The organism is Citrobacter amalonaticus (assembly GCF_001559075.2).
GTDB lineage: Bacteria > Pseudomonadota > Gammaproteobacteria > Enterobacterales > Enterobacteriaceae > Citrobacter_A > Citrobacter_A amalonaticus_F.
On sequence record NZ_CP014015.2, the window covers coordinates 1,697,358 to 1,720,475 of the forward strand.

Consider the following 23,118-nt stretch of genomic DNA (forward strand, 5'->3'; position numbering starts at 1 on the left):
CGAGGATTGATTATGTCTGACCAAGATCCACTAACCCTGAAACTGAGTTTGCGAGAAAAACTGGCCTACGGCGTGGGCGATATTGGCTCCAATCTCATGCTGAGCGTCGGCACATTATATCTGCTGAAATTTTATACTGATGAGTTGGGAATGCCCGCCTATTACGGTGGGATCATCTTTCTGGTGGCAAAATTCTTTACCGCATTCACCGATATGCTCACCGGATTTCTGCTTGACTCACGCAGAAATATTGGACCGATGGGGAAATTCCGCCCCTTTATCCTGTATGCGGCAATCCCTTCAGCGATTATTGCGACGGTACAATTTATTACCACCACATTTAGCCTGCCGATCAAAACCGCCATCGCAACAGGGTTGTTTATGTTATTTGGCCTTTTCTACAGCCTGATGAACTGCTCTTATGGTGCAATGATCCCTGCGATGACCAAAAACTCGAACGAACGGGCGCAACTGGCTGCTTTCCGGCAGGGAGGCGCAACCGTGGGGCTATTAGTTTGCACGGTGGCATTTATTCCTCTGCAATCGCTCTTTTCTTCTTCAGCCCTCGGCTATGCTTGTGCCGCATTCATTTTTTCTGTCTGTGGATTTGGGTTCATGATGCTGTGCTTCAAAGGCGTGAAGGAGCATTACAGAGAAACCGTCTCATCAGAGCATAAGATGGGTATCCTCAAGTCGTTCTTCGCCATTTTTCATAATCCGCCACTGCTCGTACTCTGTATCGCCAACTTATGTACGCTGGCTGCCTTTAATATCAAATTAGCCATTCAGGTCTATTACACACAATACGTCCTGAACGATCCGCATCTATTATCATGGATGGGATTCTTCAGCATGGGATGTGTTTTAATCGGTGTCATTCTTGTCCCCTGGACGGTTAAATGCTTCGGTAAAAAACAGGTGTACTTAGCCGGTATGGTGTTATGGGCGCTTGGCGATATCCTGAATTATTTCTGGGGCGACAGTTCCTTCACCTTTATCATCTTCTCCTGCATTGCCTTTTTCGGCACCGCCTTCGTTAACAGCCTGAACTGGGCACTGGTGCCGGATACCGTCGATTACGGCGAATGGAAAACGGGGATTCGCGCAGAAGGTTCCGTCTACACGGGATATACTTTTTCGCGGAAGATTTCCGCTGCGCTGGCGGGGTTCCTGCCCGGTATTATGCTGACCCAGATTGGCTATGTCCCAAACATCGCACAAAGTGATGCCACCTTACTGGGATTACGCCAGTTAATTTTTCTCTGGCCCTGTGGTCTGGCGATGATTGCCGCATTGACTATGGGTTTCTTTTATAAGCTCAACGAAGCGCGCTTCGCTTTTATTATCGAGGAAATTAATCAACGAAAAAAGAATAACACTATTTCTGACGTAACTAATAACGATAATAACATCGCTACTGTAAATCTATAAATAAAACTTGCCGCTATTTCCATCCTAATGGATGGCGGCTTCCCTACGCTTAAAAAATGGATTTATGATGAAAACATTAAACACCATCATCCTGTTATCTTCAGTGATATCAACCTCTGTTTTTGCCGGTGCTTATGTCGAAAACCGGGAAGCTTATAATCTGGCCTCCGACCAGCAGGAGATCATGTTACGTGTTGGCTATAACTTCGATATGGGTGCCGGCATCATGCTCACCAACACCTACACGCTCCAGCGTGAAGACGAGTTAAAGCACGGTTATAACGAGATTGAAGGTTGGTACCCGTTATTCAAACCCACGGACAAATTAACCATCCAACCCGGCGGATTGATTACCGACAAGAGTATTGGTTCCAGCGGCGCGGTCTATCTCGACGTCAATTACAAGTTTACTCCGTGGTTTAATCTGACGGTACGTAACCGCTACAATCATAATAATTACAGCTCGGTCGATTTAAATGGCGATCGGGATAATAACGATACCTATGAGATCGGCAACTACTGGAACTTTATTATTACCGATAAATTCTCGTATACCTTTGAACCCCACTATTTTATGCGGGTAAATGATTTTAATAGCAGCAATGGCAAGGATCATCACTGGGAAATTACGAATACCTTCCGTTATCGGATCAACCAGAACTGGCTGCCCTACTTCGAACTACGCTGGCTGGACCGTAACGTAGAACCCTATCACCGCGAACAAAACCAGATTCGCGTTGGGGTTAAATATTTCTTCTGAGTTCGCAGAGGTAAAAGAAAAGCCGCTGATATCAGCGGCTTTTTCGTCACAAGATGATGAATTAATCTTCTTTCGGACCACGGTTCGCGCGGCGGCGATCGTTTTCCGTCAGGTGACGTTTACGAATACGGATAGACTGCGGAGTCACTTCTACCAGTTCGTCGTCATCGATGAACTCCAGAGCTTGTTCCAGGGTCATCTTAACCGGCGGAACCAGAACCGTGGCTTCGTCGGTACCGGAAGCACGCATGTTGGTCAGTTTCTTACCGGTCAGGCAGTTTACGGTCAGGTCGTTGGAACGGCTATGAATACCGATGATCTGGCCTTCGTACACTTCGGCACCGTGACCCAGGAACAGCTTACCGCGGTCCTGCAGGCTGAACAGTGCAAACGCAACCGCTTTACCCTGACCGTTGGAGATCAGTACGCCGTTCTGACGCTGACCCACTTCACCCGGACGTACGTCGTCGTAGTGGCTGAAGGTGGAGTACAGCAGACCGGTACCGGAGGTCATGGTCATGAATTCTGAACGGAAGCCGATCAGACCACGGCTTGGGATCACGTAGTCGAGACGTACGCGGCCTTTGCCATCTGGATTCATGTTTTTCAGGTCGCCTTTACGCTCGCCCAGTGCCTGCATGACAGAACCCTGGTGCTGCTCTTCAACGTCCAGCGTCACGTTCTCGAACGGCTCTTGTTTACGACCGTCGATTTCACGGAAGATAACTTTCGGACGGGAAACCGCCATTTCGAAACCTTCACGACGCATGTTTTCGATCAGAACAGACAGGTGCAGCTCACCACGACCGGATACACGGAACGCGTCCGCATCTTCAGTTTCTTCAACACGCAGTGCAACGTTGTGCACCAGCTCTTTGTTCAGGCGGTCAAGGATCTGACGAGAGGTAACGTATTTACCTTCTTTACCACAGAACGGAGAGGTGTTGACGTTGAAGAACATGGTGACGGTCGGTTCATCAACAGACAGCGCCGGCAGCGCTTCCACATTCTGCGGATCGCAGATGGTGTCAGAGATGTTCAGCTCGCCCAGACCGGTGATCGCGATGATGTCGCCGGCTTCTGCCAGATCGCTATCGATACGCTCCAGACCCAGGTGAGTCAGCACTTTACCGACTTTACCATTGCGGGTTTTGCCTTCGCTATCCACGATAGTAATCTGCTGGTTCGGCTTCACTTTACCGCGTTTGATGCGGCCGATGCCGATAACGCCAACGTAGTTGTTGTAGTCCAGCTGAGAGATCTGCATCTGGAACGGACCATCAAGGTCAACGTCCGGCGCAGGTACGTGGTCGACAATCGCCTGATACAGCGGGGTCATGTCTTCCGCCATATCTTCGTGGTCCAGACCAGCAATACCGTTCAGCGCAGAAGCGTAGATGATCGGGAAATCCAGCTGTTCGTCGGTCGCGTCGAGGTTCACAAACAGGTCAAATACCTGATCGACAACCCAGTCCGGACGCGCGCCAGGACGGTCAACTTTGTTGATGACCACGATCGGCTTCAGGCCATGCGCAAAGGCTTTTTTGGTCACGAAGCGCGTCTGCGGCATCGGGCCGTCAAATGCGTCAACCACCAGCAGCACAGAGTCAACCATGGACATGACACGCTCAACTTCACCACCGAAGTCTGCGTGCCCAGGGGTATCAACGATGTTGATACGATAATCATTCCATTTGATAGCGGTGTTTTTCGCGAGGATGGTAATCCCACGCTCTTTCTCCAAATCGTTGGAGTCCATCACACGCTCTTGAGTTTCGGCACGAGAGTCGAACGTACCGGATTGCTGCAGCAGCTTATCAACCAGGGTAGTTTTACCATGGTCAACGTGCGCGATGATGGCGATGTTACGCAAATTTTCGATCACAACTTTGCCTCAGGCATTAGAAATAGCGCGTTATTGTACACGGATTAATCGCACTACAAAACAGGATCACAAACATCCTCCGCAAACAAGTATTGCAGAGTTTCTTTGTGATCGCTTTCACGGAGCGTTAAAAGGGTTATGCACGGTCCATTGCACCAATATGGTGCTTAATGTTCACATTAAAGCACTATACTGGTGCAACATACACAACATGGTGCAACCCTTTTGCACGATGGTGCGCATGATAACGCCTTTTAGGGGCAATTTAAAAGTTGGCACAGATTTCGCTTTATCTTTTTTACGGCGACACGGCCAATGATTAAAGAATTGAACACCTCGTTACCACGACGACTATGACCAATCTGGAGAGTTAAGTATGTCCGCTGAACACGTTTTGACGATGCTGAATGAGCACGAAGTGAAGTTTGTTGATTTGCGCTTCACTGATACCAAAGGTAAAGAACAGCACGTCACGATTCCTGCTCATCAGGTAAATGCCGAATTCTTCGAAGAAGGCAAAATGTTTGACGGCTCTTCGATTGGTGGCTGGAAAGGCATCAACGAATCCGACATGGTGCTGATGCCGGATGCTTCTACTGCGGTCATCGACCCGTTCTTCGCGGATTCTACCCTGATCATCCGTTGTGACATCCTGGAACCTGGTACCCTGCAAGGCTATGACCGCGACCCGCGTTCTATCGCCAAGCGTGCTGAAGAGTACCTGCGCTCTACCGGTATCGCGGATACCGTTCTGTTTGGGCCAGAACCAGAATTCTTCCTGTTTGACGACATCCGTTTCGGCGCGTCAATCTCCGGTTCTCACGTGGCTATCGATGACATCGAAGGCGCATGGAACTCCTCCACCCAGTACGAAGGTGGTAACAAAGGTCACCGTCCGGCAGTGAAAGGCGGCTACTTCCCGGTTCCACCAGTAGATTCCGCTCAGGACATCCGTTCTGAAATGTGTCTGGTGATGGAGCAGATGGGCCTGGTCGTTGAAGCTCACCACCATGAAGTGGCGACTGCGGGTCAGAACGAAGTGGCAACCCGCTTCAACACCATGACCAAAAAAGCGGACGAAATTCAGATCTACAAATATGTGGTACACAACGTCGCTCACCGCTTCGGCAAAACCGCGACCTTTATGCCAAAACCGATGTTCGGCGATAACGGTTCCGGTATGCACTGCCACATGTCCCTGTCCAAGAACGGTACCAACCTGTTCTCCGGCGACAAATATGCGGGCCTGTCTGAACAAGCGCTGTACTACATCGGCGGCGTGATCAAACACGCTAAAGCGATTAACGCCCTGGCGAACCCGACCACCAACTCATACAAGCGTCTGGTCCCGGGTTACGAAGCACCGGTTATGCTGGCTTACTCTGCCCGTAACCGTTCTGCCTCTATCCGTATTCCAGTGGTAGCGTCTCCGAAAGCACGTCGTATCGAAGTCCGCTTCCCGGATCCGGCTGCGAACCCGTACCTGTGCTTTGCAGCCCTGCTGATGGCCGGTCTTGACGGCATTAAGAACAAGATCCACCCGGGCGAAGCCATGGACAAAAACCTGTACGACCTGCCGCCGGAAGAGGCGAAAGAGATCCCACAGGTTGCAGGCTCTCTGGAAGAAGCCCTGAACGAGCTGAACCTGGATCGTGAGTTCCTGAAAGCGGGCGGCGTGTTCACTGATGAAGCCATCGATGCTTACATCGCGCTGCGCATTGAAGAAAACGACCGCGTACGCATGACGCCGCACCCGGTAGAGTTTGAGCTGTACTACAGCGTGTAACCGTATCTTAAACGTCCGACGAATTTCGCGTTGCGGCAAGGCGGCAACGGAGCGAATCCCCAGGAGCATGATAACTATGTGACTGGGGTGAGCGAAGGTAGCCAACGCAGCAACGGCGTGAAAAGCGTCAGGAGTTTTTAGTTGCCGTGGAAACTTTTAGCCCATCTCACGATGGGCTTTTTTCACCGTCAACAATCTGATCCTTCGCGCTTTTTCTACATAAAAAGCTATAATGCACTAAATTGGTGCAAACTATTCAGGAGACTGCTGTATGGCAACAGGCACGCTGCCCGATGCTGGGCAGATCCTCAATTCTTTAATCAACAGCATCTTACTGGTCGACGATGAGCTGGCGGTGCATTACGCCAACCCGGCCGCGCAGCAGTTACTCGCCCAAAGCTCCCGCAAACTGTTTGGTACGCCGCTTCCTGAACTCCTGAGCTATTTTTCTTTGAATATCGAACTGATGCGCGAAAGCTTAGAGGCGGGCCAAGGGTTTACCGACAATGAGGTCACGTTGGTAATTGATGGGCGTTCGCACATTCTGTCGCTCACCGCACAGCGTTTGCCGGACGGCCAGATCCTGCTCGAAATGGCGCCGATGGATAACCAGCGCCGCCTCAGCCAGGAGCAGCTACAGCACGCTCAGCAGGTCGCCGCGCGCGATCTGGTACGTGGACTGGCGCACGAGATTAAAAACCCGCTCGGTGGCTTACGCGGCGCTGCACAGCTATTAAGTAAAGCCCTGCCCGATCCGGCGCTGCTGGAATACACCAAAGTCATTATTGAACAGGCTGATCGGCTGCGTAATCTGGTCGACAGACTGTTGGGCCCGCAGATGCCGGGAACGCATGTCACGGAAAGCATTCATAAGGTGGCAGAGCGCGTGGTGGCGCTGGTTTCTATGGAGTTACCGGCCAACGTCACGCTGGTCCGCGATTACGATCCCAGCCTGCCGGAACTGCCGCACGACCCGGAACAGATCGAGCAGGTGTTGTTGAATATTGTCCGTAATGCGTTGCAGGCGCTGGGGTCAGACGGTGGGGAGATCGTGCTACGTACCCGTACCGCGTTCCAGCTCACGCTGCACGGCGAGCGCTATCGCCTGGCGGCGCGTATCGACGTCGAGGACAACGGACCGGGGATCCCTTCCCACTTACAGGATACGCTGTTTTACCCCATGGTCAGCGGCCGCGAAGGCGGCACCGGGCTGGGATTATCCATCGCCCGTAATTTGATCGATCAGCATTCCGGCAAAATTGAATTTACCAGTTGGCCAGGTCATACCGAGTTCTCGGTTTATCTGCCGATTCGGAAATAGAGGTGCTTATGCAACGAGGGATAGTCTGGGTAGTCGATGACGATAGTTCCATCCGTTGGGTGCTTGAACGTGCTCTCGCCGGGGCGGGTCTGAGTTGTACGACCTTTGAAAACGGTAACGACGTGCTGGGCGCGCTGGCGAGCAAAACGCCGGACGTGCTGTTGTCCGACATTCGGATGCCGGGAATGGACGGGCTGGCGCTGTTAAAACAGATTAAACAGCGTCATCCAATGCTTCCGGTCATCATAATGACCGCGCATTCCGATCTGGATGCCGCCGTCAGCGCCTATCAGCAAGGGGCGTTTGATTATCTGCCGAAACCCTTTGATATCGATGAAGCGGTGGCGCTGGTTGAACGCGCCATCAGTCATTATCAGGAACAGCAGCAGCCGCGCAATATTCAGCTCAACGGCCCGACAACCGACATCATCGGTGAAGCGCCGGCCATGCAGGATGTGTTTCGTATTATCGGGCGGCTCTCTCGTTCCTCCATCAGCGTGTTGATTAACGGGGAGTCCGGGACGGGTAAAGAGCTGGTCGCACACGCCCTGCACCGCCACAGCCCACGCGCCAAAGCGCCGTTTATCGCGCTGAACATGGCGGCGATTCCGAAAGATTTGATCGAATCCGAACTGTTTGGTCATGAAAAAGGGGCGTTTACCGGAGCGAATACCATTCGTCAGGGACGCTTCGAACAGGCCGATGGCGGCACGCTGTTTCTTGATGAGATCGGCGATATGCCGCTGGATGTACAGACCCGTCTTTTGCGCGTATTAGCCGACGGGCAGTTTTATCGCGTTGGCGGCTATGCGCCGGTGAAGGTGGACGTACGTATCATCGCCGCGACTCACCAGAATCTGGAACTGCGTGTGCAGGAAGGCAAGTTTCGTGAGGATTTATTCCATCGTCTGAACGTTATCCGCGTACACCTGCCGCCGCTGCGCGAGCGCCGGGAGGATATTCCGCGTCTGGCGCGCCACTTCCTGCAGGTTGCGGCTCGCGAACTGGGCGTAGAAGCCAAGTTATTGCACCCGGAAACCGAAGCGGCGCTGACGCGGCTGGCATGGCCGGGCAACGTTCGCCAACTGGAAAATACCTGTCGTTGGTTAACCGTGATGGCGGCCGGACAAGAGGTATTAATTCAGGATCTCCCCGCTGAACTGTTCGAAGCCACCGCGCCGGAAAGTCCGTCGCATCTCCAGCCGGACAGTTGGGCCACGCTCCTGGCGCAGTGGGCGGATCGGGCGCTGCGTTCCGGTCATCAAAACCTGCTGTCGGAAGCACAACCTGAAATGGAACGCACGTTGCTGACCACCGCGCTACGTCATACACAGGGCCATAAACAGGAAGCGGCACGCTTGCTCGGATGGGGGCGTAATACCCTGACGCGTAAGTTAAAAGAGCTGGGAATGGAGTAACGTCACACGTTTGTGTAAAGATTAATAATTGAGCGCAAATTGCCGTTATTTTGCGCTTTACTGTTCCGATGAGTTCAGTATGATCGTGCCCGGCAAACGGGGGACAAAACATGCTGGAATCGATTATAAATCTGCTATCAAGCGGAGCGGTCGACAGCCATACGCCACAAACTGCGGTTGCCGCAGTACTGTGCGCCGCGCTGGTTGGGCTGTTCAGCTAACACTGTGCCGGATGGCGCTATGCTTATCTGGCTTACAGGCAACATCAATCGTAGGCCCGGTAAGCGTTAGCGCCACCGGGCTACGTTTTTATATCACGCGTGAGAACTGCTGCATCCGTGCTTTTTGGCGCAGATACGCATCAAAGCACATGCAAATGTTGCGAATCAGCAGGCGGCCTTTCGGCGTAACCTGAATACCCTTCGCTGTCACATCCACCAGCCCATCTTTCGCTAGCGGCGCCAACAGCTTCAGGTCCTCGGCAAAGTAATCCGCGAAGTTCAGATCCCACTGCAGCTCAACTGCGGCAGTGTCGAGACGGAAGTTGCAGATCAGCGACTTGATGACGTCACGACGGATACAGTCATCGCGGGTCAGCGCGATGCCGCGCCATAAGGCATTTCCCCGCTCATCCACCTGCTGATAGTAGAGTTTCAGCTCTTTCTGGTTCTGGGCATAGCAATCGCCAATCATGCTGATGGCAGAAACGCCCATCCCCAGCAGATCGGTGTCGCCCTGGGTGGTGTATCCCTGAAAATTACGGTGGAGAACGCCTTCACGCTGGGCAATCGCCAGCTCGTCATCCGGGCGGGCAAAATGGTCCATACCGATAAACTGATAGCCGGTCTCTGTCAGCGAGGAGATGGTTTCCTGCAAAATATCCAGCTTCTGCTGCGCGCTAGGCAGATCGGTATCTTTAATTTTGCGCTGCGCGGCAAACAGTGTCGGCAAATGCGCATAGTTAAAGACGCTCAGACGATCGGGGCTTAATTCCGCAACCCGTTTCAGAGTAAAGGCGAAACTGTCCGGCGTCTGTTTAGGTAAACCGTAAATCAGATCGATATTGGTCGAAGTAAAGCCAATGTCACGTGCGTGATTGAGCAGCGCAAAGATAAACTCCTCATCCTGCTCACGGTTAACCAGTCGCTGGACCTCTTTGTTGAAGTCCTGCACGCCCATACTGAGACGGTTGAAGCCTTCCGCGCGCAAATGATCGAGCACATCCAGCTCAATCTCACGGGGGTCGACTTCGATCGAAATCTCCGCATCCGCATTGAAGTGGAAATGATTTCGCAGCAGCGTCATCAGACGACTGATTTGCGCTTTATTCAGATAGGTTGGCGTGCCGCCGCCCCAGTGCAGTTGGCTGACCTGACGTCCGGCAAACAGCGGCGCACGGTGCACAATTTCCTGTTCCAGCGCATCCAGATACTGATCGGCCTTATGCTGCTGACGGGTCACAATCTTATTGCAGCCGCAGAAGTAGCAGAGCTTGTGGCAAAACGGGATATGGACGTAAAGCGAGAGCGGACGCTCAGGATAGCGCGCGACAGCCTGTAAAAACGCCGGTTCGCCAAACGCATCAGAAAATTCCAGCGCGGTCGGGTACGAGGTATAGCGTGGCCCGGAATAGTTATATTTCTGGATCAGGGCCAGATCCCAGTCTATTTGTTGTTCTGACATGCTCACTCCTTCCGATGGCGTCTCTGGCGGGTACGGCGTACCGGCCGCACTCCATGTCGAGTACTAAGCCGGCTGCGCAGCCACTTCTGTCGCCGCGACAACCGCTGTAGTTTAACGAATAACCACACCAGATAACATATAACCGGAAGGGTTATAAGCAGGACGGGCAGGCCCACGGTGTAAACCGTTAGTTACCGCCACGCAGCAGGCGCATCATATCTTCCTGCTTCTCGTCCTCTTCCTCTTCTTCTTCGTCATCATCGTAGGAGAGGCCTAGCTTCTGCATCAGTTCATCAATGCGATCCAGTTTGGCATCCACCCAGGACTGATCTTCTGCGCTCAGGGTTTCGCCTGCTTCCAGACGTTCTAACAGCGCATCCAGGCGCTCATCCGTTTCCAGTAAATCCAACTCAGCCTGCGGTGAAAGCATAGGTTTCTCGCTCTTCGGTTTGTGCTGTTTGGTGACTTTTTCGGTCACACCCAATGGAACAGGGGTTTTACTGCCGATACGTGGATCTTTCTGTTGATTCTTGTTTTTACCGCCTGACGCCGCGTCACCACCGGTCGCACGGCTACCCGCCGCGTGTCCACGGTGTTTTTTCTGACGCTTGCGGTCACGAGCTTCCTGATTCAGCTCTTCACGGGTTTTACGGCGTGCCTTTGCAGGGCCTTTGCCGCGTGGTGTAGAAGTGGATTTCATAGTGATTCGTCTTTGGCTGTTTTATTCAGTATATAATTGCGCCGGAATCTAGCAGAAATAAAGAAAAAAGGCGACAGATTGCTCTGTCGCCTTTTCACCTTACTCACAACCCTGAACGGGTCCTACATTCCCTGTCGGCCGTCAACACACCCTGTTTATCCTTCAGCCTGGAACATTCCGTGTCTTTTCCGTTTCCGTATACCAACGTCTCCGAACGCCTGTCATCCTGACAATCCTGTGTCTTCGCCTCCTGGCGCTCCTGACCCTCATCCTGAGTCGTCTTCCTGTACAGCTATCCTCGCTATGGGGATTACTCTACTCTTTTGGAGCAAAGTAACAAGTCACTGGCAGCACAGTTCTGGCATTTTCAGAATATTACATACTTTTTAATATCATGATTTAGTTGATTTATTTAATTATTTGCTCTGCAATTACTCTGAAATTTCGTATAAGAACGATCGGCAATGTCTCACAACATGCAGGGTTTTTACTCACAACAGACCCATGTCGAAAAATCAGTCTTTTGCTCCTGTTCAGGTATAATCGCGGCAAAGCTTTGACTGACGGAGACGACCGCTTTGATTAACCTGAATTATCAACAGACGCACTTTGTGATGAGCGCGCCTGATATTCGCCATTTACCTTCCGATACGGGGATTGAAGTGGCTTTTGCTGGCCGTTCCAACGCAGGTAAGTCCAGCGCACTGAACACGCTGACCAATCAGAAGAGCCTGGCGCGAACGTCGAAAACGCCTGGCCGCACTCAGTTGATTAACCTGTTTGAAGTGGTCGACGGCAAACGCCTTGTTGACCTCCCTGGCTATGGTTACGCCGAAGTGCCGGAAGAGATGAAGCGCAAGTGGCAACGCGCGCTGGGTGAGTATCTGGAAAAACGCCAGAGCCTGCAGGGACTGGTGGTATTGATGGATATTCGCCACCCGCTGAAAGATCTCGACCAACAGATGGTCCAGTGGGCCGTCGAGAGCAACATCCAGGTACTGGTGCTGCTGACAAAAGCGGACAAACTGGCAAGCGGTGCGCGTAAGGCGCAGCTGAATATGGTCCGTGAAGCGGTATTAGCCTTTAACGGTGATGTGCAGGTTGAGACCTTTTCATCGCTGAAAAAACAGGGTGTGGATAAATTACGGCAGAAGCTGGACAGTTGGTTTAACGAACTGGCGCCGGTTGAAGAGGATCAAGGCGGGGAGTAATTTATCGCAACGCCGGATAGCGACGCGGTGCGTCTTATCCGGTCTGGCACGCCTGCCATCTCTTTCTTTCGCCCATAAAAAACGCCCCAGTCAGAAACTGACTGGGGCGGCTAAAATATTCAGCCAAATCCGATTACGTGAAGTAAAAGGTCTGAAAGATAGAACATCTTACCTCTGTACCCTACGCGAATAACTTTACTCTTTTTTGAGCAGCTCAGAAAGCACTTTTTGTAATTTTTTTTCATTCTTTACATAGGGAATTCCAATACCCATCACAAAACTCGCGCACTTATGTTGCTTAATTACGAAAAAAGCGCGTTATCTCGCGAGCACTTAGTGCGCCTGATCCCAGTTTTCACCACTTCCGACTTCCACCAGCAGCGGTACATCAATGCGCGTGCAGTTCTCCATCAACTGATGGATCTTTTTCGCTACCGTATCCAGGTCGTCTTTGTGTACTTCAAACACCAGTTCATCGTGTACCTGCATGATCATACGCACGCGCGGTTTTTCCGTTTCCAGCCAGCCATCGACCGCAATCATCGCCCGTTTGATAATATCGGCAGCGGTACCCTGCATCGGGGCGTTAATCGCCGCACGCTCAGCACCCGCACGACGCGCGCCGTTGCTGGATTTGATATCCGGCAGATAGAGGCGACGACCTTCCAGCGTTTCAACGTAGCCCTGCTCTTTCGCCTGAGCGCGGGTACGTTCCATATACTCCAGCACGCCGGGATAACGTTCAAAATAGAGGTCCATGTATTTCTGCGCTTCTTTACGCGGAATGTTCAACTGGCGCGCCAGACCGAACGCACTCATACCGTAGATCAGACCAAAGTTGATCGCTTTCGCGCTACGACGCTGCTCGCTGGTCACGGTCTCCAGCGGCAGACCAAACACTTCGGCGGCGGTGGCGCGGTGAATGTCCTTCCCTTCGGCAAACGCTGTCAGCAGCCCTTTGTCGCGTGACAGGTGCGCCATAATACGCAGTTCAATCTGCGAATAGTCCGCAGAAACAATCAGGTAATCCTTCGGCGGGATAAATGCCTGACGGATACGGCGCCCTTCCTCGTTACGTACCGGAATGTTTTGCAGGTTCGGATCGGTCGATGACAAACGGCCCGTCGCGGTCACAGCCTGATGATACGAAGTGTGCACACGCCCGGTTTTCGGGTTAATCATCAGCGGGAGTTTGTCGGTGTAGGTCGATTTCAGCTTCGCCAGACCGCGATACTCAAGAATCACTTTAGGTAGCGGGTAATCCAGCGCCAGTTCTTCCAGCACTTCTTCAGAGGTTGACGGCGCGCCGCCTGGGGTTTTCTTCAGCGGCTTAATGCCCTGTTTCTCGAACAGGATCGTCTGCAACTGCTTGGTTGAAGAGAGGTTAAATACTTCGCCTGCAATCTCATGGGCTTTCTGTTCCAGCTCCGCCAGACGGAGCGTGATCTCCTCGGAGTGCTTGCGCAGCACCGCAGGGTCGATCTTCACACCGTTACGCTCTACGCGAGATAACACCGGTACCAGTGGCATTTCGATGTTTTCAAAGACGTTCAGCGGCCCTTTGTGCTGCTGCAGCTCTGGCCACATTTTCAGATGCAGCTGTAAGGTGACATCGGCATCTTCTGCCGCGTAACGTCCCGCCTCTTCCAGCGCGATCTGATTAAAGGTCAGTTGGTTCTTCCCTTTGCCCGCAATCTCTTCGAAAGTAATGGTTTTATGCTTCAGCCAGCGATCGGACAGACTGTCCATATCGTGACGACCGGCAACGCTGTTCAGAATGTACGACTCGAGCATGGTATCAAAAGCGATGCCGCGCAGTTCGATACCATAATTCGCCAGAATGCCGCGGTCGTACTTGAGGTTTTGCCCGACCTTACGCGCATTTTCATCCTCCAGCAGCGGCTTGAGCATCGCCAGCGCACGATCGCGGGAGATTTGATCCGGCGCATCCAGATAGTCATGCGCCACTGGCACATAAGCCGCCACCCCCGGTTCAATAGCAAATGAGAGACCGACCAGGTTGGCGGAGATGTTATCCAGACTGTCGGTTTCGGTATCGAAGGCAAACACTGGCGCTTTTTTCAGCTTCGTAATCCACGTTTCCAGCGTCGCTTCATCGAGAATAGTCACGTAGTTATCGTAGGAAAGCACAGTAGCGGCCTCTTCCGGTGCTTCATCAACGACGATCGTTTCCTGCGGTTTAGCCGCCGGTTTCGCTCCTTTCGCCTGTAACCACTTGCCCGCTTCGACATCGGCGGTCCAGCGTTTGAACTCATACTTTTTAAACAACCCAACCAGTTCGTCAGCTTGTGGCTGTTGCACTTCCAGCTGTTCGCAGGTCAGTTCCAGCTCAACGTCTGTTTTGATCGTCGCCAGTTTATAGGAGAGGTAAGCCACCTCTTTATTTTGTTCAAGTTTACCCGCCATAGTCTTCGCACCACGGAACGTCAACCCGGCAATTTTATCTGACTCGGCGTACAGGGTATCTAGACCGCCCAGTCCTTGTAACAACGCCTGCGCGGTCTTTTCCCCGACCCCCGGCACGCCAGGAATGTTATCGGAGGAATCGCCCATCAGCGCCAGGAAGTCGATGATCAGTTCGGGAGGTACGCCATATTTCGTCACCACTTCATCCGGGCCAAGAATGGTGTTGGTCATGGTATTGATGAGGGTGATATTTGGCGTAACCAGTTGGGCCATATCTTTATCACCGGTGCTGATCAGCACCGGGCGCCCCACTTTTTCTGCTTCACGCGCCAGGGTACCGATTACGTCGTCCGCTTCCACACCGGATACGGCCAGCAGCGGCAGCCCCATCGCTTTCACCATGGCATGCAGCGGTTCGATCTGCGCCCGCAGATCGTCCGGCATCGGCGGGCGATGCGATTTGTAATGCTCGAATAATTCGTCACGGAAGGTTTTACCCTTGGCATCAAATACCACTGCGGCATGCGTTGGCTGATACTGCAGGATCAGGCTGCGCAGCATATTGAGGACACCGTACATCGCGCCTGTCGGTTCGCCTGCGCTATTGGTCAGCGGCGGAAACGCATGGTATGCGCGATAGAGATAAGAGGAGCCGTCTACAAGGATAAGTGGGTTTTCTGGGATCTGAACCATAATGTCCGTGCCTGTTTATCAGATTATGGATAAAGGATGCCACAGACAGGATGAAAACATGAGTTTTTCACCACATTTGTCGTAATTCTTTTGCAGATCTTCTGGATCGCTCGCAAAGCCGCCTGTGGATAACTTTGTGCATAATTAATTTTCATCGCATTAATTTCAAATCGATGCTTTAACCATCATTTATTATATTGTTTAATTTCAATTAGTTATAAAAACCACAGAATAAACCCTTTATGTTTTCATTGAATTACCGAATGTGGATAGATATGGCGTGTTTTTCTCTGTCGCGAAGAACCGTCATTTGGGCCATTTTCTGATAAAATCAGCCCCCTTGCGCGACTTTAGCGTACTGTTTATGGCTAATCCTTTGAATAATTTAATCATGGCGAGATTACTCGCTACAGTCACCCTGTTGCTGAGCATCGCATTGACCATTGTGGTCACGATTTTGTGCTCCGTACCGATCATTCTGGCCGGACTGGTAAAGCTCCTGCTGCCCGTTCCGTTCGTCTGGCGCAAGGTTTCTCTGTTTTGTAATTTCATGATGTACTGCTGGTGTGAAGGCCTCGCCCTGCTGCTGCATCTCAATCCATGGCTGAAATGGGATGTACAGGGTCTGGAAGGACTGAGCAAGAAAAACTGGTATCTGCTGGTGTGTAATCATCACAGCTGGGCGGACATCGTGGTGCTGTGCGTACTCTTTCGCAAACACATTCCTATGAACAAGTATTTCCTGAAGCAGCAGTTGGCCTGGGTGCCTTTTATCGGCCTCGCCTGCTGGGCGCTGGATATGCCATTTATGAAGCGCTATTCACGCGCTTACCTTCTGCGCCATCCGGAACGTCGCGGTAAAGACGTCGAGACTACCCGCCGTTCCTGCGAGAAATTCCGCGCGCATCCCACCACGATCGTTAATTTCGTCGAAGGCTCTCGCTTTACCGAAGAAAAACGTCAGCAGACCCACTCGCCGTATCAACACCTGTTGCCACCAAAAGCGGCTGGCATTGCGATGGCGCTTAACGTGTTAGGCTCGCAGTTCGATAAATTACTTAATGTTACGCTGTGCTATCCGGAAAACGACCGTACGCCATTCTTCGATATGCTGAGCGGGAAACTGACGCGCATTGTGGTTCGCGTGGACATGCAACCCATTCAGGAAGAACTGCACGGCGACTACGTTAACGATAAAGGATTTAAGCGTCGTTTCCAGCTTTGGCTGAATACGCTGTGGAGCGAAAAAGACGTGTTAATAGAAGAGATTAAAGCGGCAACTAAAAACGCCGGTCACTGACCGGCGCTGCTTTTATTTCTTACCGACCAGGTATTTCACCGTGTCAGCATATTGCTGAACAAAGATATCCATGCTGCTGGTATCCATGCCTTGCGGATTCACCTGATATTTACCGTTAACAAACATCGCCGGAACGCCCTGCAGTTGCAGATCGGCAGCGGCTTTTTCCTGCTGCGCAACCAGTGATTTCACGACAAAGCTGTTCCACGCGGCATCGTAATCTTCGCCTTTAACGCCGGCATCCACGAACACTTTACGGATATCTGCAACACTCTGCACGGTCTGGGTTTTCTGTACCCCTTCAAACATCGGCACAGTCACTTTATCTTCTACGCCCAGAGCCATCGCGACGGCCCACGCTTGCGTCAGATCCTTGCCCAACGGGCCCAGGAACTCAACGTGGTATTTGGTCATTTTGACGCCTTCAGGAAGTTTTTTCTTCACGTTCTCAGAAACATGAAGAACTTCTTCAAACTGGTAGCAGTGTGGGCAATAGAAAGAGAAGAACTCCAGCACCTGCGGTTCACCGGCAACGGGCTTTTCCAGGGTGGTATACTGCTTACCATCCTCGAATTGCGCTGCCGATGCGCTAAAAGCTAAAACCATACCAGCCAGCGCCAGCCAAATCTTTTTCATGATTACGTCTCCGATTAATACATGGGTGTTAATTGTAATGGGGGTTCTTGCAGGACTTTTGCCTGCTCGATAAATGTCGCGGTCTGTCGTTGCCAGTAATCTTCCCCGGTCAACCACGGGAAGTTTTTAGGAAACGCAGGATCGTCCCAACGACGCATCAGCCAGGCAAGATAATAAACCAAACGCATAGCACGTAAAGGTTCAATCAGTTCAATTTCAGATGTTTCAAACTCACTAACTTCTTCATAAGCTTCAATAATCGTCTCAAGCTGCATACGTTGCTCAGCTTTATCACCATTAAGAAGCATCCACAAATCCTGAATGGCAGGACCATTGCGGGAATCATCTAAATCGACAAACAGCGGCCCCTCGCGCCAGAGGATATTTCCAGCGTGGCAGTCGCCATGTAGACGAAGGCGGTCAAAATTCGTATGCCACCGCTCAGTGACGGCCGCAATCAGCGTATCCGTCGCTTTCAGGAAAGCGGCCTTTTGTGCGGACGGAATGAGTCGGGCATGTTCGAAGAGTTTACGCGGCTCGACGAGGTATTCGTCCAGCCCGATGGTTGGTCGCCAGGTAAATGGCTGCTTACGGCCGGTCTGGTGCAGACGCCCCAGATAACGGCCCACCGCTTCCATTTGATCGATATTATCTGCTTCGAACTGTCGGCCGCCTACGCTTGGAAAAATCGCGTAGTGGAACCCCTGATGCGATAAGAGCGTCTGACCATTAAAAGCCAGCGGCGCAGCAACCGGGACCTCATCCTCGAGCAGCTCAATCGCAAACTGGTGCTCTTCCAGGATCTGGTCAACCGACCAGCGCTCAGGGCGATAAAATTTAACGACAAAACGCTGACGGTCTTCATCCTGAAACTGATAGACGCGGTTTTCATAGCTGTTAAGCGGAGTAAGACCAGAATCCACCCGGATCCCCTGCTCAAACAGCGCATCCATGATGGTATCCGGGTGTAATGTCTGGAAATTGAAAGCGTTGTTATTCATCCCATCATCCGGAAAATACGTCGAATGATTCAGGATATCATTTCATAACAACTTCGGTGGCCCCGCTTACAAGCTTTTACTCTTTAATTACGCCACGAGCGCGCAACAGCGCCGTTTTGAAATCTTCCTCGTAATCTTTCTGAATACCGGGAATAACCGCGTCTTTTGCAGAGTCGCGCATTTTCAGGTGATAGATCAGAATGTCGTCGGTTAAATCCGCCAGTTCACCGTCAAAACCTGACTCTTTCGCCAGTTTCTGCAAAAATTGCATCAGGTTCAGGTCGGGCTCTTTTTGCCAGGCTGGCTGGAGGAGTTCAATAACTTCATTCAGGCGTTTACATTTCATGGTCGTGCTCCTTACTCTTGAGACAGACACGTTAGCAGGGTCAATCCCACAATAAAAGAGGCGATATCAGTGAATCAGGATAGTGCAATAACAGGGGTTGTACTGGCTGGTGGAAAGGCCAGGCGAATGGGGGGCATTGATAAAGGCTTGCTTGAGCTTAGAGGGAAACCGCTGTGGAAACATGTCGCCGATACGCTGTTATCGCAACTGAATACAGTGGTTGTGAATGCGAATCGACATCAGGAAATTTATCGCTCGGGTGGCCTGAAAGTCATTTCAGATGTGATGGCGGATTTTCCCGGCCCGCTGGCGGGCATGCTTTCTGTTTTCCAACAGGAGACTGGCGACTGGTTTCTGTTCTGCCCCTGCGATACCCCTTTTATCCCGCAGACGCTGGCAGCCCGATTACGTGCCCGGTGCAATCAGGCACCGGTGGTATGGGTGCATGATGGAGAGCGCGATCATCCCACCATTGCGCTGGTTCACCGCTCAGTCCAGCCATTTTTGCAGCGCTATTTACAGTCAGGCGAGCGGCGGGTAATGGTTTTCATGCGTCAGGCAGGTGGGCATGCCGTTGACTTCAGCGACTGCAAGGAAGCGTTTGTGAATGTGAATACCCTTGAGGAGCTTGATAAATGGCAGGAGAAACCATGATCCCTTTACTGGCTATCGCCGCGTGGAGCGGAACGGGAAAAACGACGCTGCTCAGGAAGCTCATCCCGGCGCTGTGCGCCGCCGGGATCCGCCCAGGGCTTATCAAACATACGCATCATGATATGGATGTGGATAAGCCAGGCAAAGACAGCTACGAGCTACGCAAAGCAGGAGCGGCGCAAACGCTGGTCGCCAGTCAGCAACGTTGGGCATTAATGACTGAGACGCCTGAAGAACCCGAACTGGATCTGGCGTACCTGGTCAGCAGGATGGATCATGCCACGCTGGATCTGGTGCTGGTTGAGGGATTTAAGCATGAGGCCGTGCCTAAGATCCTGCTGTTCAGAAGCGATGCCGGGCATGATTTCAGCGAGTTAACGCTGGATGAGCATGTGATTGCGGTGGCCAGTGATGTTGTATTGCCGCTTGAAGTTCCGGTGCTGGATTTAAATGATGTGGATGTGATTGCGGAATTTATTGTGGAGTGGAGTGCGATCTGACGACTTGCCGGGTGGCGGCTTCGCCTTACCCGGCCTACATAATTTGGCGGTCCAGAAACGCAAAAAAGCCCATCCGTCAGGATGGGCTTCTTCACTTATTTGATGCCTGGCAGTTCCCTACTCTCACATGGGGAGACCCCACACTACCATCGGCGCTACGGCGTTTCACTTCTGAGTTCGGCATGGGGTCAGGTGGGACCACCGCGCTACAGCCGCCAGGCAAATTCTTTTGTGCTCAAAACGAATATTTTACTCTGATGCTGTCTTGCCTCAGCGCAAAATATTTCGTTTTCGCAAATCTGTTATCAGGCTGAAATTCTCTCTATTCCGCCAAAACATCTTCGGCGTTGTAAGGTTAAGCCTCACGGTTCATTAGTACCGGTTAGCTCAACGCATCGCTGCGCTTACACACCCGGCCTATCAACGTCGTCGTCTTCAACGTTCCTTCAGGACCCTTAAAGGGTCAGGGAGAACTCATCTCGGGGCAAGTTTCGTGCTTAGATGCTTTCAGCACTTATCTCTTCCGCATTTAGCTACCGGGCAGTGCCATTGGCATGACAACCCGAACACCAGTGATGCGTCCACTCCGGTCCTCTCGTACTAGGAGCAGCCCCCTCAATTCTCCAGCGCCCACGGCAGATAGGGACCGAACTGTCTCACGACGTTCTAAACCCAGCTCGCGTACCACTTTAAATGGCGAACAGCCATACCCTTGGGACCTACTTCAGCCCCAGGATGTGATGAGCCGACATCGAGGTGCCAAACACCGCCGTCGATATGAACTCTTGGGCGGTATCAGCCTGTTATCCCCGGAGTACCTTTTATCCGTTGAGCGATGGCCCTTCCATTCAGAACCACCGGATCACTAAGACCTGCTTTCGCACCTGCTCGCGCCGTCACGCTCGCAGTCAAGCTAGCTTATGCCTTTGCACTAACCTCCTGATGTCCGACCAGGATTAGCTAACCTTCGTGCTCCTCCGTTACTCTTTAGGAGGAGACCGCCCCAGTCAAACTACCCACCAGACACTGTCCGCAACCCGGATCACGGGTCCACGTTAGAACACCAGCCATTAAAGGGTGGTATTTCAAGGTTGGCTCCACACGAACTGGCGTCCGCGCTTCAAAGCCTCCCACCTATCCTACACATCAAGGACCAGTGTTCAGTGTCAAGCTATAGTAAAGGTTCACGGGGTCTTTCCGTCTTGCCGCGGGTACACTGCATCTTCACAGCGAGTTCAATTTCACTGAGTCTCGGGTGGAGACAGCCTGGCCATCATTACGCCATTCGTGCAGGTCGGAACTTACCCGACAAGGAATTTCGCTACCTTAGGACCGTTATAGTTACGGCCGCCGTTTACCGGGGCTTCGATCAAGAGCTTCTCCGCGAGGATAACCCCATCAATTAACCTTCCGGCACCGGGCAGGCGTCACACCGTATACGTCCACTTTCGTGTTTGCACAGTGCTGTGTTTTTAATAAACAGTTGCAGCCAGCTGGTATCTTCGACTGATTTCAGCTCCACGAGCAAGTCGCTTCACCTACCTATCAGCGTGCCTTCTCCCGAAGTTACGGCACCATTTTGCCTAGTTCCTTCACCCGAGTTCTCTCAAGCGCCTTGGTATTCTCTACCTGACCACCTGTGTCGGTTTGGGGTACGATCTGATGTTACCTGATGCTTAGAGGCTTTTCCTGGAAGCAGGGCATTTGTTGCTTCAGCACCGTAGTGCCTCGTCATCACGCCTCAGTGTTAAAGTGAACCGGATTTACCTGGAACACACACCTACACGCTTAAACCGGGACAACCGTCGCCCGGCCAACATAGCCTTCTCCGTCCCCCCTTCGCAGTAACACCTGGTACAGGAATATTAACCTGTTTCCCATCGACTACGCCTTTCGGCCTCGCCTTAGGGGTCGACTCACCCTGCCCCGATTAACGTTGGACAGGAACCCTTGGTCTTCCGGCGAGCGGGCTTTTCACCCGCTTTATCGTTACTTATGTCAGCATTCGCACTTCTGATACCTCCAGCATGCCTCACAGCACACCTTCACAGGCTTACAGAACGCTCCCCTACCCAACAACACTTAGTGTCGCTGCCGCAGCTTCGGTGCATGGTTTAGCCCCGTTACATCTTCCGCGCAGGCCGACTCGACCAGTGAGCTATTACGCTTTCTTTAAATGATGGCTGCTTCTAAGCCAACATCCTGGCTGTCTGAGCCTTCCCACATCGTTTCCCACTTAACCATGACTTTGGGACCTTAGCTGGCGGTCTGGGTTGTTTCCCTCTTCACGACGGACGTTAGCACCCGCCGTGTGTCTCCCGTGATAACATTCTCCGGTATTCGCAGTTTGCATCGGGTTGGTAAGTCGGGATGACCCCCTAGCCGAAACAGTGCTCTACCCCCGGAGATGAATTCACGAGGCGCTACCTAAATAGCTTTCGGGGAGAACCAGCTATCTCCCGGTTTGATTGGCCTTTCACCCCCAGCCACAAGTCATCCGCTAATTTTTCAACATTAGTCGGTTCGGTCCTCCAGTTAGTGTTACCCAACCTTCAACCTGCCCATGGCTAGATCACCGGGTTTCGGGTCTATACCCTGCAACTTAACGCCCAGTTAAGACTCGGTTTCCCTTCGGCTCCCCTATTCGGTTAACCTTGCTACAGAATATAAGTCGCTGACCCATTATACAAAAGGTACGCAGTCACCCCATAAAGAGGCTCCCACTGCTTGTACGTACACGGTTTCAGGTTCTTTTTCACTCCCCTCGCCGGGGTTCTTTTCGCCTTTCCCTCACGGTACTGGTTCACTATCGGTCAGTCAGGAGTATTTAGCCTTGGAGGATGGTCCCCCCATATTCAGACAGGATACCACGTGTCCCGCCCTACTCATCGAGCTCACAACACGTGCAGTTTTGTGTACGGGGCTGTCACCCTGTATCGCCGGCCTTTCCAGACCGTTCCACTACCACACATGCTGATTCAGGCTCTGGGCTGCTCCCCGTTCGCTCGCCGCTACTGGGGGAATCTCGGTTGATTTCTTTTCCTCGGGGTACTTAGATGTTTCAGTTCCCCCGGTTCGCCTCGTTAACCTATGTATTCAGTTAACGATAGTGCAACGAATTGCACTGGGTTTCCCCATTCGGACATCGCCGGCTATAACGGTTCATATCACCTTACCGGCGCTTTTCGCAGATTAGCACGTCCTTCATCGCCTCTGACTGCCAGGGCATCCACCGTGTACGCTTAGTCGCTTAACCTCACAACCCGAAGATGTTTCACTTCTGATTGCGAAAATTTGAGAGACTCGAACACACCATTAACGGTGTGTCGTTTCAATTTTCAGCTTGATCCAGATTTTTAAAGAGCA

At 52.1% G+C, this 23,118-nt stretch carries 17 protein-coding genes, 2 rRNA genes and 1 pseudogene; 10 read left to right on the forward strand and 10 right to left on the reverse strand.

Annotated features, from left to right (window positions below):
- The first annotated feature begins 12 nt into the window (after nucleotides 1-12).
- Nucleotides 13-1,431, forward strand: coding sequence for an MFS transporter (locus AL479_RS08135; RefSeq protein WP_061075726.1), 1,419 nt, complete (start codon nucleotides 13-15; stop codon nucleotides 1,429-1,431).
- 67 nt (nucleotides 1,432-1,498) lie between these two features.
- Nucleotides 1,499-2,191, forward strand: coding sequence for a porin OmpL (gene ompL / locus AL479_RS08140; protein ID WP_061075727.1), 693 nt, complete (start codon nucleotides 1,499-1,501; stop codon nucleotides 2,189-2,191).
- 61 nt (nucleotides 2,192-2,252) lie between these two features.
- Here the strand turns inward: ompL and typA are convergent, their stop codons facing one another.
- Entirely contained in the window at nucleotides 2,253-4,076 is a 1,824-nt protein-coding gene (gene typA, locus AL479_RS08145; protein ID WP_042325427.1) for a ribosome-dependent GTPase TypA, read from the reverse strand.
- A gap of 376 nt (nucleotides 4,077-4,452) precedes the next feature.
- Here typA and glnA point away from each other — a divergent pair, with 376 nt between their 5' ends.
- The 4 genes from glnA to AL479_RS08170 all read left to right on the forward strand — a co-directional run bounded on the left by glnA (nucleotide 4,453) and on the right by AL479_RS08170 (nucleotide 8,822).
- Nucleotides 4,453-5,862 carry a glutamate--ammonia ligase gene (gene glnA, locus AL479_RS08155; RefSeq protein ID WP_042325425.1) on the forward strand — a complete coding sequence of 470 codons (1,410 nt, stop codon included), beginning with the start codon at nucleotides 4,453-4,455 and terminating at the stop codon, nucleotides 5,860-5,862.
- A 271-nt stretch (nucleotides 5,863-6,133) separates the two neighbouring features.
- Nucleotides 6,134-7,183 carry a nitrogen regulation protein NR(II) gene (gene glnL / locus AL479_RS08160; protein WP_044257151.1) on the forward strand — a complete coding sequence of 350 codons (1,050 nt, stop codon included), beginning with the start codon at nucleotides 6,134-6,136 and terminating at the stop codon, nucleotides 7,181-7,183.
- Nucleotides 7,184-7,191: 8 nt separating this feature from the next.
- Nucleotides 7,192-8,601: a nitrogen regulation protein NR(I) gene (gene glnG, locus AL479_RS08165; RefSeq protein WP_042325420.1), complete on the forward strand. Its 1,410-nt coding sequence runs from the start codon at nucleotides 7,192-7,194 to the stop codon at nucleotides 8,599-8,601.
- A gap of 110 nt (nucleotides 8,602-8,711) precedes the next feature.
- On the forward strand, nucleotides 8,712-8,822 hold the full coding sequence (locus tag AL479_RS08170; protein WP_090050632.1) for a YshB family small membrane protein: 111 nt from the start codon (nucleotides 8,712-8,714) through the stop codon (nucleotides 8,820-8,822).
- An 88-nt stretch (nucleotides 8,823-8,910) separates the two neighbouring features.
- Here the strand turns inward: AL479_RS08170 and hemN are convergent, their stop codons facing one another.
- The 3 genes and pseudogenes from hemN to AL479_RS24135 form a co-directional block, all read right to left on the reverse strand.
- Entirely contained in the window at nucleotides 8,911-10,284 is a 1,374-nt protein-coding gene (gene hemN / locus AL479_RS08175; RefSeq protein WP_061075728.1) for an oxygen-independent coproporphyrinogen III oxidase, read from the reverse strand.
- Nucleotides 10,285-10,471: 187 nt separating this feature from the next.
- Nucleotides 10,472-10,984, reverse strand: coding sequence for a Der GTPase-activating protein YihI (gene yihI, locus AL479_RS08180; protein WP_061075729.1), 513 nt, complete (start codon nucleotides 10,982-10,984; stop codon nucleotides 10,472-10,474).
- 103 nt (nucleotides 10,985-11,087) lie between these two features.
- Nucleotides 11,088-11,316, reverse strand: a pseudogene (locus tag AL479_RS24135) (hypothetical protein).
- 246 nt (nucleotides 11,317-11,562) lie between these two features.
- Between AL479_RS24135 and yihA the strand changes: the two are divergent.
- Nucleotides 11,563-12,195 (forward strand): ribosome biogenesis GTP-binding protein YihA/YsxC, encoded by a 633-nt coding sequence (gene yihA / locus AL479_RS08190; RefSeq protein WP_042998843.1) that lies wholly within the window; start codon nucleotides 11,563-11,565, stop codon nucleotides 12,193-12,195.
- Nucleotides 12,196-12,528: 333 nt separating this feature from the next.
- Here yihA and polA read toward each other — a convergent pair whose 3' ends face one another.
- On the reverse strand, nucleotides 12,529-15,315 hold the full coding sequence (gene polA / locus AL479_RS08200) for a DNA polymerase I (RefSeq protein ID WP_061075731.1): 2,787 nt from the start codon (nucleotides 15,313-15,315) through the stop codon (nucleotides 12,529-12,531).
- 364 nt (nucleotides 15,316-15,679) lie between these two features.
- Here polA and AL479_RS08205 point away from each other — a divergent pair, with 364 nt between their 5' ends.
- Nucleotides 15,680-16,615 carry an acyltransferase gene (locus AL479_RS08205; RefSeq protein WP_061077947.1) on the forward strand — a complete coding sequence of 312 codons (936 nt, stop codon included), beginning with the start codon at nucleotides 15,680-15,682 and terminating at the stop codon, nucleotides 16,613-16,615.
- Between the two features lie 12 nt (nucleotides 16,616-16,627).
- Here the strand turns inward: AL479_RS08205 and dsbA are convergent, their stop codons facing one another.
- The 3 genes from dsbA to AL479_RS08220 all read right to left on the reverse strand — a co-directional run bounded on the left by dsbA (nucleotide 16,628) and on the right by AL479_RS08220 (nucleotide 18,598).
- Complete coding sequence (gene dsbA / locus AL479_RS08210; RefSeq protein WP_044327813.1) at nucleotides 16,628-17,251, reverse strand: thiol:disulfide interchange protein DsbA; 624 nt, start codon at nucleotides 17,249-17,251, stop codon at nucleotides 16,628-16,630.
- 14 nt (nucleotides 17,252-17,265) lie between these two features.
- On the reverse strand, nucleotides 17,266-18,252 hold the full coding sequence (locus AL479_RS08215; RefSeq protein ID WP_061075732.1) for a serine/threonine protein kinase: 987 nt from the start codon (nucleotides 18,250-18,252) through the stop codon (nucleotides 17,266-17,268).
- 76 nt (nucleotides 18,253-18,328) lie between these two features.
- Nucleotides 18,329-18,598: a YihD family protein gene (locus AL479_RS08220; RefSeq protein ID WP_042325406.1), complete on the reverse strand. Its 270-nt coding sequence runs from the start codon at nucleotides 18,596-18,598 to the stop codon at nucleotides 18,329-18,331.
- 126 nt (nucleotides 18,599-18,724) lie between these two features.
- Here AL479_RS08220 and mobA point away from each other — a divergent pair, with 126 nt between their 5' ends.
- The gene (gene mobA / locus AL479_RS08225; RefSeq protein ID WP_061075733.1) at nucleotides 18,725-19,252 is read left to right on the forward strand and encodes a molybdenum cofactor guanylyltransferase MobA; all 528 of its coding nucleotides are present in this window, start codon (nucleotides 18,725-18,727) and stop codon (nucleotides 19,250-19,252) included.
- Nucleotides 19,249-19,752, forward strand: a complete 504-nt coding sequence (gene mobB / locus AL479_RS08230) for a molybdopterin-guanine dinucleotide biosynthesis protein MobB (RefSeq protein ID WP_071887602.1) — start codon at nucleotides 19,249-19,251, stop codon at nucleotides 19,750-19,752. Before mobA ends, mobB begins: the two co-directional genes overlap by 4 nt.
- Before the next feature lie 104 nt (nucleotides 19,753-19,856).
- Here the strand turns inward: mobB and rrf are convergent.
- Nucleotides 19,857-19,972, reverse strand: a 5S ribosomal RNA gene (gene rrf, locus AL479_RS08235).
- A 131-nt stretch (nucleotides 19,973-20,103) separates the two neighbouring features.
- A 23S ribosomal RNA gene (locus AL479_RS08240) occupies nucleotides 20,104-23,008 on the reverse strand.
- Nucleotides 23,009-23,118 lie beyond the last annotated feature (110 nt).

Excerpts from the sequence above, each read along its gene's own strand:
- AL479_RS08135 (WP_061075726.1), top strand. The coding sequence starts at position 13 with ATGTCTGACCAAGATCCACTAACCCTGAAACTGAGTTTGCGAGAAAAA.
- ompL (WP_061075727.1), top strand. The coding sequence starts at position 1,499 with ATGAAAACATTAAACACCATCATCCTGTTATCTTCAGTGATATCAACC.
- glnA (WP_042325425.1), top strand. The coding sequence starts at position 4,453 with ATGTCCGCTGAACACGTTTTGACGATGCTGAATGAGCACGAAGTGAAG.
- glnL (WP_044257151.1), top strand. The coding sequence starts at position 6,134 with ATGGCAACAGGCACGCTGCCCGATGCTGGGCAGATCCTCAATTCTTTA.
- glnG (WP_042325420.1), top strand. The coding sequence starts at position 7,192 with ATGCAACGAGGGATAGTCTGGGTAGTCGATGACGATAGTTCCATCCGT.
- AL479_RS08170 (WP_090050632.1), top strand. The coding sequence starts at position 8,712 with ATGCTGGAATCGATTATAAATCTGCTATCAAGCGGAGCGGTCGACAGC.
- hemN (WP_061075728.1), bottom strand. The coding sequence starts at position 10,284 with ATGTCAGAACAACAAATAGACTGGGATCTGGCCCTGATCCAGAAATAT.
- yihI (WP_061075729.1), bottom strand. The coding sequence starts at position 10,984 with ATGAAATCCACTTCTACACCACGCGGCAAAGGCCCTGCAAAGGCACGC.
- polA (WP_061075731.1), bottom strand. The coding sequence starts at position 15,315 with ATGGTTCAGATCCCAGAAAACCCACTTATCCTTGTAGACGGCTCCTCT.
- AL479_RS08205 (WP_061077947.1), top strand. The coding sequence starts at position 15,680 with ATGGCTAATCCTTTGAATAATTTAATCATGGCGAGATTACTCGCTACA.
- dsbA (WP_044327813.1), bottom strand. The coding sequence starts at position 17,251 with ATGAAAAAGATTTGGCTGGCGCTGGCTGGTATGGTTTTAGCTTTTAGC.
- AL479_RS08215 (WP_061075732.1), bottom strand. The coding sequence starts at position 18,252 with ATGAATAACAACGCTTTCAATTTCCAGACATTACACCCGGATACCATC.
- AL479_RS08220 (WP_042325406.1), bottom strand. The coding sequence starts at position 18,598 with ATGAAATGTAAACGCCTGAATGAAGTTATTGAACTCCTCCAGCCAGCC.
- mobA (WP_061075733.1), top strand. The coding sequence starts at position 18,725 with ATGGGGGGCATTGATAAAGGCTTGCTTGAGCTTAGAGGGAAACCGCTG.
- mobB (WP_071887602.1), top strand. The coding sequence starts at position 19,249 with ATGATCCCTTTACTGGCTATCGCCGCGTGGAGCGGAACGGGAAAAACG.